Source organism: Acinetobacter sp. TUM15071 (assembly GCF_008980925.1).
GTDB classification, from domain to species: domain Bacteria; phylum Pseudomonadota; class Gammaproteobacteria; order Pseudomonadales; family Moraxellaceae; genus Acinetobacter; species Acinetobacter dispersus.
The window spans coordinates 172,636-189,014 of the sequence record NZ_BKGB01000004.1 but is presented as its reverse complement, the minus strand read 5'-3'; the positions used below and the strand labels follow the sequence as shown (position 1 = coordinate 189,014).

The window sequence follows — 16,379 nt, the reverse complement described above, 5'->3', positions numbered from 1 at the left end:
TTCGGAATTAGATCCGCTGTTTTTTGTCCGAAGACTTGCTGTTAATTTTGGCTTATTCAATCACGGAGTCAAACACCATGCAATCAAATATATATCCAAGACCAACCATCCTTCGACTCAAAGAAGTAATTGGCTTTACGGGGGTAAGTCGTTCAGTTATATATGAAAAATTAAATGAGAAATCGAAAAGTTACGATCCGCACTTTCCCAGACCCATCAAGCTCAGTTCGAATGCTGTGGGATGGTTTGAACATGAATTAGTTAAGTGGCTTGAGCTTAAAGCTAAGCAACGTTTTACCTGCTAACTTTCCAAATCGACTTTCAACTGAGAAAGTCGATATTTCTGAAGAATAGATGAAATGGATTGTTGGAATTATGGTTCTCATATTTTTCAACAATTTAGGATTTTATATTTAATTAATAAGTATTAATAATCAATATATTCTATTGATAAATAATACATTTAATTAAATTCATTATTCAGCCAACAACTCTTCTAAAACCTACATCAAACATATCACGACTCATACCAAGGCTACCCCATGCCTTGGTAGGGATTCACTTACTTAAAATTTACCTGAAAGAGCATTATATGAACACAGACCAAAACCCATATCTCATGACTCAAAATGAAAAAAAAGTAACGTTGGATGTTGAACCAATTACGGATCATGCTGAACCTAAAGAATTTAATGAGGAAGAGGCTTACAAGCAACTTGAGTTCATTTGTCTCGTACACCACGTAAAGAAGAGTGGTAATAATCCTGTCTATCGTATTCATTTAAAAAGACAAGATACATTTGTTATTGTACTTAAAAACATTCATGATTCACTTAACCGTATTGATCCTTTCTATATGGAAGATGACACATGTACAAGTCCCGAAGCGGACTTATGTCGAAAAATATTCAGAGCTGTTCTACCACAACATATCCTTGCTGATCGTCAAACTGACTTTTGGCATAAAAGTCAAAGTGATCTAGTCGCTATTGCACCTCAACAATTTGTATTTAAAGCTGAATTGATCAATGTACTGTGCCATCAACTGAGCTATGCCATAGCGAATGATGAAGACTACAAAAAAGCGCAGCAATTACGCCATGCGAAAAGCTTAAACCAAAGACTGAAAGCCAAACAGCTTATTCGAAAATTGATTCATAAGTTCAGTAAATTACTGGTAATCAGAATTGATTTTGCAATTTATCGAGAATTTAAAATCACACTTGAGCTTCTAAAAAATTACCTGAGAATGTTCATTAAACAACTCCATACCCCAAATAATGCAGTTCCCCCAATTGTCGGTTTTATTTGGAAATTAGAATATGGGATTCAAAAGGGCTATCACTATCATTTTATCTTTTTTATGGATGGCAATATCTATAAGCAAGATACCTACTTTGCGGATCTACTTGGCAAATTATGGAAAAATATTACCCAGAACAAAGGGTCTTACCATAGCTGCAATCACGATAAGGCTTTTTATCAAAAACTTGCAATTGGGACACTTGTGCATAATGATCAGGAAAAAATTGACGCACTAGACCAGTTAGTTGTCAACTACCTCACTAAAACCAGTCAATTCATCATCGAAAAGAGTCAAGTCAAACAACGGACTTTTGGCTATAGCACTCGCAACCTTGAAAGAAGCAATGTTGGAAGACCCCGTAAGCTTCTCCTAGAGACCAGAGTAACTTAATTCAAAATATTCAAATCATGCCCTCAGTCAGCCTTAGAGAGCTTTGCTTCCCTATTTAAAAAACGAGATTACAATGAACATGTCAATGCAACCTACCAATACGACAGAAAGTACCAATCTACCTAATTTTTGTTTGGGTGAGTTGAACCTATCCATCATGCAAACAGTTTCAGAAATCGTGACGAATCCCAACTATCACCCTTTCAAGCAAAAAACCAAAAAAAATGGTCAGACATTTATCCAATACTATGTCAGTAATAGCCCACATACAGATCATGCTTTTTATTATTTGCAATCTATTTACCCCATCAGTACTCCACTATTACAACATCCTGCTTTCAAGATCAGTCAGAGTGTCAAGGCTGTAAATCAGGCATATACGAATTTGGGTTACGTTTCGGATGGACCTATTAATCCAATGCTATTACACAATGAACATTATGTTGAGCAGATAAAACCTGTTGTAGATGCATTCGTATATGAATTGAAAAATCATTCAACCAGTAAAAGTGCAATTGACGATCGTGATAAGCGAATTACGTTAATCAAAGAAATACGCAAAGCAAATGTACCTGTGATGAAAAAGCTATTTAAAACTCAGCAACGGTTTAATCTTAATGTTTTCACTTATACATTTCACATGGAAAAATGTGAATTTCGTGATAAAGCATTTGTAGAACGAGGACTTACGAAACAAATTTCAGATATGACTGATCAATTTCATGAAAATCATGAATCAGAGATATTAGCTTTATTTTTTTGTGTGCAACGTAATTTATCAAATAACTACGTCTTAACTGTATATTGTGCTACAGAACGAGAATGCCAACCTCTTTCAATGAAAGATTGCATTCAATTACGGAATGGCAACTACATAATTGTTGCACCAACTTCCAATATTTCGTTAAATATTGATGAATTCAGCTATCTAATGGATATTCAAGGCGTAGACGGCATAAATGAAAAGACATGGAAAGCTATTTTTGGACAGCTAGTTGAAAAATACAAATATGTCTATTATGAATCTGAATTCGTATCACCAAAATTCATATACATAGAGTGTGACAGCAAAAATTGACGAGGAAGGGCTTTGCCCTTCTTTTACTTTCCTAGATTCCTAAAACTGTTTGATATGGCTTGAATCCCTCCAATACAACAGCAGCAACTAAGTTATTAAATGGCTCACTATTGCCATAAGCCATCCATTGATCCAGGGCCTCATAGTAGGCTAAACGATTTTCGACAGTAATCACACTCGGTGGATAACCAGCTTTCATCAACTCAAGATTCATCAACAATCGAGATGTACGTCCATTCCCATCCACAAAAGGATGGATACCCACAAAATCAGCATGAACTTTGGCTGCTCGCTCAATTGGATGTAATGTATGGGCTTCCATGTTATACCAATCTATAAATTGAGCCATCTTATCATTGAGCAATGTGTGATCTGGAGGATTGGTGGTAGCACCTGAGATTAAGACATTTTGCTGACGATATCGCCCTGCATTTTCATCATCAATATTTTTTAAAATCAATTGATGAATATTCCGAATTTGCCATTCTGAAAACGGTTCTTGTTTTTTTATGATGTCTTCAACATATAAAATTGCATCACGATGGTTGATCGCTTCAAAATGCTCCCTTAACGCTTTCCCACCTACAGTAATTCCTTCTAAAACTACTTTAGTCTCTAGTAAAGTTAAAGTATTACCTTCAATCGCATTAGAATGATAAGTCCAGCGTAGGATCAAGTCTTCATGTAGATTTTTAACAATCGCAGATGAAAGAGGTCGATGCTGATCTAATTTAGCTTTTAAATCATCAATGATCTCAAACATGGTTTATCTCTACAGATGCAATCAAATGATCATACATGAAAAAATCATGGCAATGAAATTTGACAGCTACAGCATTACTTTGATGTATAATAAAAGTGGTTCTTCAAATGCTAATCTAAGTTTTTTTATAGACTGGGGGACGATTGGGGGATTAAATAAAATGTATAATTTTTTATTTAAATTTTATCAGTCACTTAATCCTTAAATATGATTCCCTCTCTCGCCAAGATTACTTTCTATGATATCGCATAGATTCCTAAAAGCTTAAATCTAAAGGGTTTAGGCTTTTTTCTTTTAAGAAAATAGTGTTTCTTCGTACCCAAATCTTTCATTAAAATAATCAATTAAATAAATAACGATATTCACATCTCAGCAAACAGCATCTTCGATTAGCTAATTGTTGCACCACCCGTCATATTCACCACAGTTGCTGTCATTGCTCCAGCCTGATCAGATGCTAAAAATGCAGCCATTTCTGCAACTTGCTCAAGTGTTGGTAATCGCTTTAACATAGTACTTTGTGCAGCTCCTTCTAACCACTGTTCTACTGTGAGTCCCATTGCTTGGGCTTTTGCAGCAAATACCTCACGAGTATATGAACCAGCCTGGATTGCATCAGAAATTGCATGTGATCTTATACAAACAGCCCGAATATTCTTAGGTCCAAGTTCACTTGCCAACGCTTTGACAAAAGCCTCTATAGCAGCGCATCCTACAATGTGACCCAAATGTCCAGGCACAGCCATTGAAGCTGCAGGCGCAACAACACTAATGATGACTCCTGCACGATCATGCCCTCCCATAAAGGGAAGCACTGCTTTGCATAGATTAAATTGTGCGCTAAGAAAAGGGGTGACCCCTAATAAAAATTCATTCAGATTCAATTCTTCAATGACTTTACCTTGGTCATGTATAAAACCCATCGCATTGACCACAATATCAATGCCACCTGTTTTTTCTGCTAAATTAATGATTTGTTGATTCACCTGCACGTCATCAAAGACATCAACAATAAACGTATCAACACGCCCCCCAGCATTACGTATCTTCTCTCTCACCAGATCTAATCTGTTTTGATTACGTGCACCCAGACAAACATGAGCGCCTTCTCGCGCTAAAACAGCTGCAATTGCGCCACCAATTGCACCACTTCCACCAAAGATCACCGCAACTTTATCTTTAACGAACATGTCGATACTATCCTTTTTAGCCCATATCACTCAAGTTATTGCACAAAATTTAAACACACACAATTTTAGGCGATCAGTTGCGTTTCGATTGGAAAATCTTGAGTTATCTCTGCTACTCTATTCGTTTTACTTTTCTACCTTTCACTATGCTCAGTTTATTTGTTTACGGGACTCTAGGACCAAACCGTCCTAATGCCCATATCATGGAAAATATTGGTGGCACATGGGCAGAAGCACATGTATTTGGTACACTCAAACAACAAGGTTGGGGAGCTGAATTGGGTTTTCCAGGTATTGTTTTAGATCAAAGCGAGCATAAAGTCTCTGGCTTTGTATTTTTCTCTGACAACCTAAAACAACACTGGCAAGCACTGGATGAATTCGAGGGTGCAGGCTATCAACGGGTGCCTGTCAAAGCCCATTTAAGCACAGGTGAAGTGATTGATTCTTTTGTCTATGCCCTCAATAGCTAAGCTGAAATTGGCGAAAATTCGACAATCCAATTAAATTTATCTGATTGCTCATTTTTTCGCTTGTTTTTTTAAACAGATTCTGTAGAATTCTCGCCACGTTGCCGGCATAGCTCAGTTGGTAGAGCAACTGACTTGTAATCAGTAGGTCCACAGTTCGAATCCGTGTGCCGGCACCATTTCTCGCTTTACTCTCGTTTCTTCCCCATCATTTTCTCAAAATGCGAAATATTCGGATTTAATAAATCCCATTCATTTGCATGACTCACAAAACATTCTGCTTGCGGTTGATACAGATTTGGATCATCCAATGTTCCTGCACGGATCGAAATCATCTCAGGTACGAGTTCTGGTAGACCAAACATTTGTGAACCACAGTTTGGGCAAAATGCACGGCGGATTGGCTTGCCAGATAATCCCAAAGACTCAAAATATTTTAATTCGCCATTAATTTTCAGTTCAGATTGATGAAAGAAAGCTATCGGTGCATAAGCACTGCCTGTAGCCTTCTGACAATCACGACAATGACAATTAAAACGATAACGTGGCGCAACCTGCGCCTGATAGCTCACTGCCCCACACAGGCATGAACCTTTATATTCATTTGGCATCTTGTTCTCACTTTTTTACTGCACTGATTTGAATATAACGTACTAATCCATCTTGGTAGAGTTTTCGGCACAACTTGGCAGTCATGTTTATTTTGAGTTGAGCCAAATCAAATGCTGATTTTTCAATTTTCCGTGTTTCGATATATTCAGCAAAACCATTCAACACCGGCTCAGAAAAATCCTGAATTTGAATATCAGTAAAACCATGCTGCGCTAAAGTCTGCCCTAGCTGCTGCTGATCCATCACATGCTGCCAATTCACATCGGCACTTTTTAACAGATAGCGATATTTTTGTTTTTGTAGCGCAGAACACTGTAGCCAATTTTCCGACCACATCAGGGTGTGAAACGCGATCCGACCTTTTGAATTCAAAACTGAAGATGCTGAATAGAGAAATGAATTCAAATCACTGTGATAAGCCGCATCTATACACAGCACCACATCACATGAATTCAAAAGTTGCAGTGCTTTTAAATTCAAAAAAGATCCACAATGAATTTGAACCTGCGGTAATTGTTTTTGAATTCGTTTGACACAATCAGGCTGCAACTCAACTGCACTGAGTTGTTGAATGTGATAATGCTGGGTCCAGTGCAACAAACTGGCACCTTGTCCACAGCCTAGATCTAAAACATGATCTGTGGATTTCAGTTGAATCGATTGTGCAATTTGATCGGCCAGACTTTGGCAGGCCTGTGGATAACAATGATGTTGGCCTTGCCAAAAACCTAAATTACTCCAAGCAAGCCATGCATCATCACCGAGCCGTTTGGCATCAATCGCATATTTATGCCCTATGACTTTTTCGATCAACGCTTGCTTGAAGGTGGCCATGCTTAATAACCGAGTTCAGGCGCAACTTTGACTTTTGGTTTTAATCCAACAAATGGAACGGCGGCACCTAAGATTTCAGAAATATGCATCGCAGAGGTCACAGCAGATTCCAAGATCGGCAAACCATCACACGACCATGAACCGCAATAGAATACTTTACGGTTTAAATCCAAATGACGTTGCTGAATTTGTTTATTCAGAGCGACCGTTTCTGAATCGACCACCGCACGGGTAAGTTTGACTTTAGAAATGATTTTCTTCGGATCGATATCAATCACTGGACACCACGTCTGGAACACGGCATTTTTACCAACCAAGCTTGGTTCAATCGCATTGATCCACACGGTAAATTGCTGACGGGTAAATTTACGATCCATCATATAACTCAATACCGCCCAATCTTTACGGCGTTGTGGCATCACGATTGGATCGGTATGAATCACCAAATCACCTTGTTCAAAGCGGAATTTTTTCAGTAAGGCAATATCATCGGCAAATTGTGGCTGCTTGAGGAAATCTTCAATCACTGGGGTTGGTGTCGCAATCACCACGCGGTCAAATAATTGGCTTTCACCCTGTGCATTTTCCACCAGAACTTTTTCGCCCTGCTCTTCAACTTTTTGAACAGGCGAACCACTATGAATTTCAATGCCTTCAATCAAGCGATTAACCAGTGCAGGCGTTCCACCTTTCATTCGTAATAAGGCTTCACCTTCCGTCAACTGACGAATAAATTCCAATAAAGGTTTGGCTGGCCATTCCCCAATGGTTTTAGGATGGCAAGTACAAATGGTATACAGCACTGGCATCACGGTACCATGCCAGAACACTTCCTCAATATGATATTGATTCATGAATTCAGCTAGTGTGATGTCCTGATTATCTGATTTAAAAAATTGATGCACCGCTGTTTTCAGCTGCAACATGCCTTTGACCAAGCGCCAGCCATATTGCTGAATACCTTTGCGGTTATTAATAATCGGGAAATTGCCAATTCGGCTGCGCGACGTCGTCAACCATGTATCAGTTTTATCTTCAAACAACCAACTGCAAGCCATAAAAGTACGGACAGGGAAAGTTTCTATGCCCAAGTAGCTTGCCAAACTGAGCGTATTTTGCCAAAGCTTTGGATTCATTACGCGTAGCGGGGCATCAATAATACCACCATCAAAATCAATACTATGACTATCCATGCCTCGCCCTGCGAGTGCTTCGAATATCGTGACCTTATGCCCTGCATCATGTAGGATTCTGGCTGAGGCAAGTCCTGCCATTCCACTGCCAATAATTGCAATATCCAAAATTATGTCCCATCAGTTGATGATTTTTCTTGATTATGACCGATAGTTAAGCGAAACGCGGTATTAAAAAATACCAGATTGAAGGCTTCTGCCAGACTTTTGTCGTAATATCGTTGTTGGATTCTTGTTACATTTTATCACAATTTGCATTTCGACCTTAACATGATGAAAAAGTTAAATTTATTACACTTTAGGACACAAAAACATACAGAACATTCTATATTTTTTCATTTTCAAAGCTTTATAGCCTTTGCAAAGCCCAATATTAGTGCTATTTTTATTAAACAATAACGAGAACAAAGTCACATAACAAGCTGAATAATTATAAGTGACATAATATTAAAAAAATCAATAGAGGACCCTTACAGCGAAAGCCTATCACTCTAAAGGAGTGATAGGCTTTCTTATATAAGCAACTGATTTAATTTACAATTAAGCTTCCATCGAACCAAATTTACCACTATTGAAATCACGAACTGCTTCAACGATTTCTGCTTTGCTATTCATGACAAAAGGTCCATAGCCTTCAATCGGTTCATTCAGTGGCTGACCAGTCAAAATCAAGAATTTACTGTCTTGTTCGGCCTTGATGCTAAAGTCGATTTCTTCACGGCTCAGCACCACCAAACTTGGTGCCTCTATGCTTTGGCTTTCATTTAAGATCATCTGCCCTGAGAGCAATACTAATAATGCAGTATGACCTTCAGTTGCATAAAAGGTATGTTCTTGACCTTGTACAATCGTACCATCCCAAACATTGACTGGGCTAAACGTCGTCGCAGCACCTGTAGTATCTTGGTATTGACCCGCAATAATACGCATTTCACTACCTGCATCATCCAGTGCAATATGCTGAATTTGATCTGCTTCAATGGCTTGGTATTTTGCTGGCGTCATTTTTGAATGCGCTGGCAAATTGACCCACAACTGAACCATTTCAAACAAACCACCTTGATGGGCGAACTCAGGGGAATGGAACTCTTGATGTAAAATACCACCGCCAGCAGTCATCCATTGCACATCACCTGCTTTGATCGTTCCACCACCACCACTTGAGTCTTTATGCGTTACTTCACCTTTATAGGCAATGGTGACGGTCTCAAAGCCACGATGAGGATGTGAACCTACACCATGCTGTGCTGTGGTTGGATCAAAACGATACGGTGCTGCATAGTCCAATAACAGGAATGGGCTGAGGCTTTGGCCTAAACGGTCATAGGAAAACAAGTTATAAACTGGGAAACCATCACCGACCCAGTGCATGTGTTTGTTCTGATACACACCCAGAATTCTTTTCATTTGGTTTCTCCTATAGAGTAGAAGTTCTGTTCTTGGGATCTATTTTACGCCTCAAGCCGGTGTGCTTATAGCCTCAGAATGGCAACACATTATTCTACATATAGGACAATTAAAAATTAAAAAGCTAATTAATCCCTAAACATTATCAATCATCCTATTTTTGATATTGTTTATCTCATTTTTTGCGCTTCATCTACATGAAAAATTTAACTAGCATAATTTCAAGCAGTACGGAAATTCACTTTCTTTTCCGTGTTCTTTTTACAAAAACATGAGGATACAACAATGGCTAAAGACTATATTCGCCTAGACAAAGACAACGCAGCCGTACTTTTGGTCGATCACCAAGCTGGCCTACTTTCATTGGTTCGGGATATTGATCCAGATAAATTCAAAAACAATGTCTTGGCATTGGCAGATGCCGCAAAATACTTCAACTTACCGACAATTCTCACCACCAGCTTTGAAAATGGCCCAAACGGTCCACTGGTCCCTGAACTGAAAGAACTGTTCCCAGATGCCCCTTATATTGCTCGTCCAGGCCAAATCAATGCTTGGGACAATGAAGACTTTGTCAAAGCGGTGAAAGCAACTGGTAAAAAACAATTGATTATTGCCGGTGTGGTCACGGAAGTCTGTGTCGCATTCCCAGCCTTATCTGCACTGGCAGAAGATTTTGAAGTATTTGTGATTACCGATGCTTCAGGAACCTTTAATGCGCTCACTCGCGATGCAGCATGGGATCGTATGTCACAAGCAGGCGCACAGCTGATGACCTGGTTTGGTATGGCCTGTGAACTGCACCGTGATTGGCGCAATGATATCGAAGGCTTAGGCGCTTTATTCTCGAATCATATTCCTGATTATCGCAACTTGATGACCAGCTATTTCACCAATACTGCAGAAAAATAACCCGTCATATCAAGATTAGGAGAGTTAATGCTATCCTAATCTTGTCATATTTATCGGATTCGCTTTGCCTTGATCAACTCATTTGATGACTTCCATTATTTCTATTTGGTGGTGAAACACGGCGGATTTAGCGCAGCCAGCGAAGCTGAAAATATCAGCAAATCCAAGCTCAGCCGTCGCATCATTGAACTTGAACATAAATTTAATGTCAGCTTGATTCAACGCACTACCCGTCATTTTAAAGTCACGGATTTAGGCCAAGAGTTTTATGAAGAATGCTGCAAAGTGATTGCACAAGTCGAGTGTGCCGAGAATGTCTTGCTCAAGCAGAAAAATGAGCCACAAGGCATGGTCAAGATCAGTTGCCCGCCCTTGATGATGCATTTTCAGATTCGTAAATTACTCAATCAATTTTTAAAAACCTACCCCAAAGTTGAAATCTCTTTAGAACTGACCAGCCGCCGCGTCGATGTGCTTCACGATGACATTGATATTGCGATCCGAACCAGTTTTGAACCCAATCAGGATTCCAGTTTAATCGTCCGCGATGTGATTCGAACCGAACATTGTCTGGTCGCTGCACCCGAATTACTGCAAGGTAAAAGCATTACTCATTACTCAGACTTACAGCACTATCCGAGTGTGGCCTTGGGCATTCAAAAGCATCAATATTATTGGCACTTATGCCAGGTTGATAGTGATGAAAGCGTCGATGTACCTTATCAGCCACGAGTGAAAAGTAATGATTTGGCTGGGGTCTATTATGCGGTCAATGATGGTTTGGGCATTGCTGATCTGCCTTATCTCACCGTTCAAGCTGATATTCAGAAAGGTAAATTGATTCATTTGTTACCCGAATGGAAATCTAATCGCGGTACAGTTCAGTTGGTCTATGCTTCACGCAAGGGTCAACGCTTGGTGGTAGAAAAGCTGATCGAAACCCTCATGGAAGGCCTGCGAGAATTGGCAAAAACTGACAGTGGTTATTCTTTATAGTGCAGTTTTTAGTATAAAACTGAGCTCTGCTGTTTTAGCTCAGCAAATTTTTGCACCAGAAATTAAAATGCTGCTTGCAATAAAAAAGCCTCTATCTAGAGGCTTTTTACTTATGTACTTTTAGATCGACTGGTTTTCTTGCAGCAGGGCATTTTTCTCGACTTTGCTCCTGCTCAATTTCTGAACAAAAAATCCAAGCAATACAATCGACAACGCTAGCATTGAGGTATAGGTTACTTCTTTAAAATAAGTCCCTTCGACCAACATTACCCCCAATGATCCAATAATAACGAAAATCACGGCATAGGTAATCCATGGGAAAAACCACATTTTAAAGTCGATATGTTTACCTTCACGTTCGTATTTTTTCCGCATCCGTAATTGAGAAAATGCAATTGCCAAATACACATACAAAGCGACCGTTCCTGTTGCCATCATTAAAACATCATAGACATTCATACTTTCTGTAGCGGTTAAATACACAGCAACGAGTGCGAATAGGCTGGAAAATAAAACACCAATCCATGGACTACCTTGACGATTAGTCAAAGCTAAACATTTTGGGGCATCACCACGCTTGGAAAGTGAAAATAGCATACGGGAACAGGTATAAAGTGCTGAGTTAAAACAACTACATACAGATGTGAGTACAACAAAATTCACAATATGACGTGCTTCAGGAATCCCAAGCGCAGTCAGTGTGACACTATAGGTCCCCCAAGTCGGATCTTTGAGTAAAGGATTGTCATGTGGAATTAAACAGACTGTAATCAGCATTGATCCCACATAGAACAATAAAATACGCCAAACCACCGAATTAGAAGCCTTTCGAATCTCTTTTTCAGGGCTCTTTGATTCCGCAGCAGCGACGGTTACAATTTCGGCACCAACATAGGCAAACATCACACCTAACAAAGCTGTAATCACGGGTGCAATACCATTGGGCATAAATTCTTTTTGAAATAAGAGGTTCCCCGAATGAGTCTGAGAAATATCTCCCCATGGCCATAAGTGCAGAATAGCTAAACTACCAATCACTAAAAATATGATAATCGCCACGACTTTAATTAAGGCAAACCAGAACTCAAACTCACCATAGCTTTTGACATCTTTTAGATTCACCCAGATCAGAGACACGATCACAAGCAACATATATCCCCAAATGGGAATAAAAGGAAACCAGCTATGTAGGATTTTACCTGCGACATAAGCCTCCCAACCCATGAGCAGCGTCCAGAAACACCAATACAGCCAGCCGATTGAAAAACCAGCCCAACGGCCAATCGCCCGATCTGCGTAGGTTGAAAATGAACCACTATCTGGATTAAGTACGGCCATTTCAGCCAGCATACGCATAATAAAAAGAACTAACAAACCGCCTAGTGCATAAGCCAATATTACCGCTGGGCCAGCTGAATAAATCACATTACCAGAACCAACAAACAGTGCACCACCAATCACTCCAGCAATGGAAATCATGGTCAAATGGCGAGACTTCAATCCACTTTGTAAACCCTGGGCTCGATTAGGCTCAGAACAATCAGGCTGTACTGCCATATTATTTTCCTTAACATATGGGGAATACTCATACTTCAGAGCAATGCACTCTGAAATAAAAAATACTCTCTAAAAATTTAGTCGTTTTGTTCATCATCCATTCATGGATCTTTATATGACTAAACCGACACTTCCGTATGCATACGTTCAATACACTTAATCTGTCGTTTCAGCAGTAAACAAACAAGAGCCACTTTTATAATAAAAATAAGAGCCAATTTCAGAATTGGGGTACAAAGAAGAGAGCTTAGAGACAGCTTTTCAGAGGTGTTTTCAACTTGTTTGTTAAGAATAAAAATATTGAAGTTATATAAAAAAGAGCGTACTTCTATTGTTATGGCTGTAAAAATTATTCAATAAAAAAGCGAGGTATAACCTAAGTTATCCTCGCTTTTGTTCTTTGCTTTGGCTTAGAACGGTAAATCGTCATCTAAATCCGCAGGTGCTGCAGCCGGTTGTGGTGCAGCTTTTGGTGTATTAAAACCATTACCTGCTTGAGGGCTACCCGCATAATTGCCTTGGTTACCACCGCCTTGACCATAACCACCTTGATTGTTGTTATTGTTATAGCCTGTATTTTGGTAACCGCCACCTTGGTTATTATTGTTATTAAAACGAGGTTGGTTAAAGTCACCACCGCTCTGCTCGCCTTGTTGACGGCTATCGAGCATTTGCATTTGATCACCACGAATTTCAGTGCTGTAACGCTCTTGACCATTTTGGTCTGTCCATTGGCGGGTACGCAATGAACCTTCGATATACACTTTTGAACCTTTACGCAGATATTGCTGCGCAATTTCACCTAAACGGTTATGTAACACGATACGGTGCCATTCTGTTTGCTCTTTACGCTCACCTGTACTTTTGTCCATCCACGATTCACTTGTCGCAATCGAGAATTGAGTTAATGATCCACCATTTGGAAAAGTTTTTGTTTCCGGATCTTTACCTAAAGTACCTACTAAAATAACTTTATTCACACCACGCATTAGCTGTCTTCATCCTATATATTTCTACGTTTTACTTTATAAGAGTTATGATTAAATGGCTACCTCTTTGCCAATCAAGTGCGTTAAATCTTGTCGCCCGGCATCATCAATGCTCTGTTTATCGACTTTAATATACGCAACTTGCTGTTCTGGCATCACCACGACTTCTTCAATACCACGAATCGCCAACAGTTTTGAAGTCCATTCATCTGTTTGTATTGCTTGAGGTAAAGGCAACACAATGGAAGATAAATATCTCGGCTGAGCCAGACCAAAACTAATTAGCAGCCATATTATAGCAATCCCCGTAAGCACACTCCACCCGAGCGCAGTATTCTGTAACATCAAAAGCTGCCCACCCAAGGTCCCGCCAAAGAAAGCGCCGAGGAACTGGCTACTGGCATTCACCCCCATCGCAGTCGCTTTTGACTGGATCGGCGCGGCCTTAGACAACCATGATGGCAATAATGCTTCCATCACGTTAAATGCAATAAAGAACAGGCCTAATCCAGTTAATAAAACATATTTTGATTCATAGCCAAAAATCAGGATCAGTAGGCCACCGATAATCCCTGCAATTGCAGTAAGAAAAATGCCGCGCATTTTGCGATATTTTTCCGCGATGATAATGCTTGGAAAAGCAAAAAACAGGCTGATTACCAATAAGGGTAAATAGACTAAACCATGCTTTGCCAATGGAATTCCTGCATATTCAATGAGCTGTGAAGGCACATAAATAAACATCGCAGTCAGCAATAAATGCAGTGCAAAGACAGAGACATGCAGACGATTTAACTCGCCCATTTGGATGACTTGTTTGAGCTGATTCAGATAACCTTGCTGATAGTTGCGATGGTGTCGCGTGACTTTAGGGACCAGCAAGAGCATTGCAATTGCAGCCAAACCCATAATCGTGGTCACAAAGAATAGACCTGAAATGCCCACCAAGCTAGTCAGCCACGGCCCTAAGCTAAAGGCCACTACAAAAGACAAACCAATACTCATGCCCATTGCGGCCATGGCTTTGGTCCGCTGTTCTTCACGGGTCACATCGGCCAGTAAAGCCATGACCACAGCCGATACCGCACCTGCGCCTGCAATCGCCCGACCAATAATCACGCCATAAATCGTGTCAGATAAACCTGCGATTGCACCACCAATTGCAAATAACAATAAACCCAAAACCACTAAAGGCTTACGACTAAACCGGTCAGCCAATAAGCTAAACGGAATCTGTAAAATTGCTTGGGTTAAGCCATATACCCCAACCGCAAGACCAATTAAGGCTGGCGTCGCGTATTGATAGGATTGCCCTGCGACTGAAAACACAGGAATAATCATGAACAAGCCCAACATGCGCAAGGCAAAAATGCTACTTAAAGCAAAGGTTGAACGGCGTTCTAAAGCATTCATTGTTGATAAGACACTATAACTGGCTCAGCGAATTATAAGCCATTCGCCTGCAAAGGTTGTAAGTTAGATCATGAAAAACACAATCTTTCTTCGGAGAAAAAATAAAGGAGCGATATTCGCTCCTCTATTTACAATAGCTGACCAAGCTGAAAACAAGCTTAAGAGGCTTGTTGTTCGCGCTTACTATATTGGATCGAGGCGATGACTGCCCAAACAATAAAGGCCACACCGATCAGACCCGTCACGATTTCAGGTACATGTAAGCCAGTACCGCTGGCAATCATGATGAATGCTAAGGCACCAATCGCATAATGCGCACCATGTTCCAAGAAGATATAGGCATCCAAAGTGCCTTTCTCAACCAAATAAATGGTCATCGAACGAACGAAGATCGCACCAATTGCTAGACCCAGCATGATAATGACCACATCGCTGGTAATTGCAAATGCACCAATCACACCATCAAAACTGAACGATGCATCAAGTACTTCAAGGTAAAGGAAACCACCGAAACCTGCTTTCACCACGCCTGTAGCTGCACCATTTGAATCATGGGTCACTGCATTGCCATTCTCATCAACCTCAGGTTCACCACCCAATAAATGACTCAGCACTTGTACACCGATATACACCACGATGCCCCAGATACCCGCCATGGTCACCGCCAAACGTGCCGATTCTTCCACGTTTGCAGCCATAATAATCATCGCAATTAAGGCAAGGAAAACAGACATTGCAGGCACGCTAGCCAAATGCGCCAGTTTCGCTTCTAACCATTTAAACCAATGGGTTTCTTTACCATCATCAAAGAAGAAGTTCAGGAATACCAATAATAAGAAGGTACCACCAAATGCTGCAATTTCAGCATGATGTGCCATTAACCGCTCTGAATAGGTTTTCGGATCATTCAGTGCCAATTTAGCCACTTCAATCATGCCCATATCCGCGGTCACAGCCACAATCACCACAGGGAAGATTAAACGCATGCCAAATACGGCTATCAAGATACCAACCGTTAAGAAGATCATCTTCCAGAAATGATCCCAACCACGTAGTACCGACGCATTTACAACCGCATTATCAAATGATAAAGAAACTTCCATCACTGCTAAAATTGCTGTAATCGTCAATGCTTTCAGCATGGTTGCTACGCCTGCTTCAGGACCATGCGTATAGCCCCAGTAGGCAGATAGTGCTAAGCACACTACCGTAAAAAATATTGAGAAACGGAAATGCTTCATGAGCAACCTTTTATTCAAATCGTAGGGT

At 40.2% G+C, this 16,379-nt stretch carries 16 protein-coding genes and 1 tRNA gene; 7 read left to right on the top strand and 10 right to left on the bottom strand.

All coding sequences use genetic code 11. From position 1 onward, the window contains the following. Positions 1-77 precede the first annotated feature (77 nt). The 3 genes from GBI66_RS05675 to GBI66_RS05665 all read left to right on the top strand — a co-directional run bounded on the left by GBI66_RS05675 (position 78) and on the right by GBI66_RS05665 (position 2,774). Complete coding sequence (locus GBI66_RS05675) at positions 78-305, top strand: AlpA family transcriptional regulator (RefSeq protein WP_151715444.1); 228 nt, start codon at positions 78-80, stop codon at positions 303-305. Positions 306-592: 287 nt separating this feature from the next. Then, positions 593-1,696, top strand: a complete 1,104-nt coding sequence (locus tag GBI66_RS19720) for an inovirus-type Gp2 protein (protein WP_228267285.1) — start codon at positions 593-595, stop codon at positions 1,694-1,696. Positions 1,697-1,769: 73 nt separating this feature from the next. Then, positions 1,770-2,774 carry a hypothetical protein gene (locus GBI66_RS05665; RefSeq protein ID WP_151715443.1) on the top strand — a complete coding sequence of 335 codons (1,005 nt, stop codon included), beginning with the start codon at positions 1,770-1,772 and terminating at the stop codon, positions 2,772-2,774. Between the two features lie 31 nt (positions 2,775-2,805). On the opposite strand, the gene GBI66_RS05660 is transcribed toward GBI66_RS05665, so the two are convergent. Together GBI66_RS05660 and GBI66_RS05655 are read right to left on the bottom strand one after the other, a co-directional pair. Further along, positions 2,806-3,537 (bottom strand): Fic family protein, encoded by a 732-nt coding sequence (locus GBI66_RS05660; RefSeq protein ID WP_151715442.1) that lies wholly within the window; start codon positions 3,535-3,537, stop codon positions 2,806-2,808. A gap of 389 nt (positions 3,538-3,926) precedes the next feature. Then, positions 3,927-4,727 (bottom strand): SDR family NAD(P)-dependent oxidoreductase, encoded by an 801-nt coding sequence (locus tag GBI66_RS05655; RefSeq protein WP_151715441.1) that lies wholly within the window; start codon positions 4,725-4,727, stop codon positions 3,927-3,929. Positions 4,728-4,873: 146 nt separating this feature from the next. Between GBI66_RS05655 and GBI66_RS05650 the strand changes: the two genes are divergently transcribed. Both GBI66_RS05650 and GBI66_RS05645 read left to right on the top strand, forming a co-directional pair. Beyond that, positions 4,874-5,200: a gamma-glutamylcyclotransferase family protein gene (locus GBI66_RS05650; protein WP_151715479.1), complete on the top strand. Its 327-nt coding sequence runs from the start codon at positions 4,874-4,876 to the stop codon at positions 5,198-5,200. Between the two features lie 100 nt (positions 5,201-5,300). Further along, a tRNA-Thr gene (locus GBI66_RS05645) sits at positions 5,301-5,376 on the top strand. 9 nt (positions 5,377-5,385) lie between these two features. On the opposite strand, the gene GBI66_RS05640 is transcribed toward GBI66_RS05645, so the two are convergent. From GBI66_RS05640 to GBI66_RS05625, 4 genes are all read right to left on the bottom strand, one after another. Continuing rightward, on the bottom strand, positions 5,386-5,808 hold the full coding sequence (locus GBI66_RS05640) for a GFA family protein (protein WP_151715440.1): 423 nt from the start codon (positions 5,806-5,808) through the stop codon (positions 5,386-5,388). Between the two features lie 7 nt (positions 5,809-5,815). Beyond that, positions 5,816-6,643, bottom strand: coding sequence for a cyclopropane-fatty-acyl-phospholipid synthase family protein (locus tag GBI66_RS05635; RefSeq protein ID WP_151715439.1), 828 nt, complete (start codon positions 6,641-6,643; stop codon positions 5,816-5,818). A gap of 2 nt (positions 6,644-6,645) precedes the next feature. Then, positions 6,646-7,944 carry an FAD-dependent oxidoreductase gene (locus GBI66_RS05630; protein ID WP_004803715.1) on the bottom strand — a complete coding sequence of 433 codons (1,299 nt, stop codon included), beginning with the start codon at positions 7,942-7,944 and terminating at the stop codon, positions 6,646-6,648. Positions 7,945-8,376: 432 nt separating this feature from the next. Continuing rightward, positions 8,377-9,243, bottom strand: coding sequence for a pirin family protein (locus tag GBI66_RS05625; protein WP_005185772.1), 867 nt, complete (start codon positions 9,241-9,243; stop codon positions 8,377-8,379). 285 nt (positions 9,244-9,528) lie between these two features. On the opposite strand from GBI66_RS05625, the gene ycaC reads away from it, so the two are divergent. Both ycaC and GBI66_RS05615 read left to right on the top strand, forming a co-directional pair. Further along, positions 9,529-10,155, top strand: coding sequence for an isochorismate family cysteine hydrolase YcaC (gene ycaC, locus GBI66_RS05620; protein WP_004657244.1), 627 nt, complete (start codon positions 9,529-9,531; stop codon positions 10,153-10,155). A 69-nt stretch (positions 10,156-10,224) separates the two neighbouring features. Then, on the top strand, positions 10,225-11,151 hold the full coding sequence (locus GBI66_RS05615; RefSeq protein ID WP_005185781.1) for a LysR substrate-binding domain-containing protein: 927 nt from the start codon (positions 10,225-10,227) through the stop codon (positions 11,149-11,151). A gap of 120 nt (positions 11,152-11,271) precedes the next feature. Here the strand turns inward: GBI66_RS05615 and GBI66_RS05610 are convergent, their stop codons facing one another. From GBI66_RS05610 to GBI66_RS05595, 4 genes are all read right to left on the bottom strand, one after another. Beyond that, on the bottom strand, positions 11,272-12,708 hold the full coding sequence (locus tag GBI66_RS05610) for an amino acid permease (protein ID WP_005185783.1): 1,437 nt from the start codon (positions 12,706-12,708) through the stop codon (positions 11,272-11,274). A gap of 410 nt (positions 12,709-13,118) precedes the next feature. Beyond that, on the bottom strand, positions 13,119-13,697 hold the full coding sequence (gene ssb, locus GBI66_RS05605) for a single-stranded DNA-binding protein (RefSeq protein WP_151715438.1): 579 nt from the start codon (positions 13,695-13,697) through the stop codon (positions 13,119-13,121). 51 nt (positions 13,698-13,748) lie between these two features. Beyond that, positions 13,749-15,110, bottom strand: coding sequence for an MFS transporter (locus GBI66_RS05600; protein ID WP_005185787.1), 1,362 nt, complete (start codon positions 15,108-15,110; stop codon positions 13,749-13,751). Positions 15,111-15,268: 158 nt separating this feature from the next. Continuing rightward, complete coding sequence (locus GBI66_RS05595; RefSeq protein ID WP_005185790.1) at positions 15,269-16,351, bottom strand: DUF475 domain-containing protein; 1,083 nt, start codon at positions 16,349-16,351, stop codon at positions 15,269-15,271. Positions 16,352-16,379 lie beyond the last annotated feature (28 nt).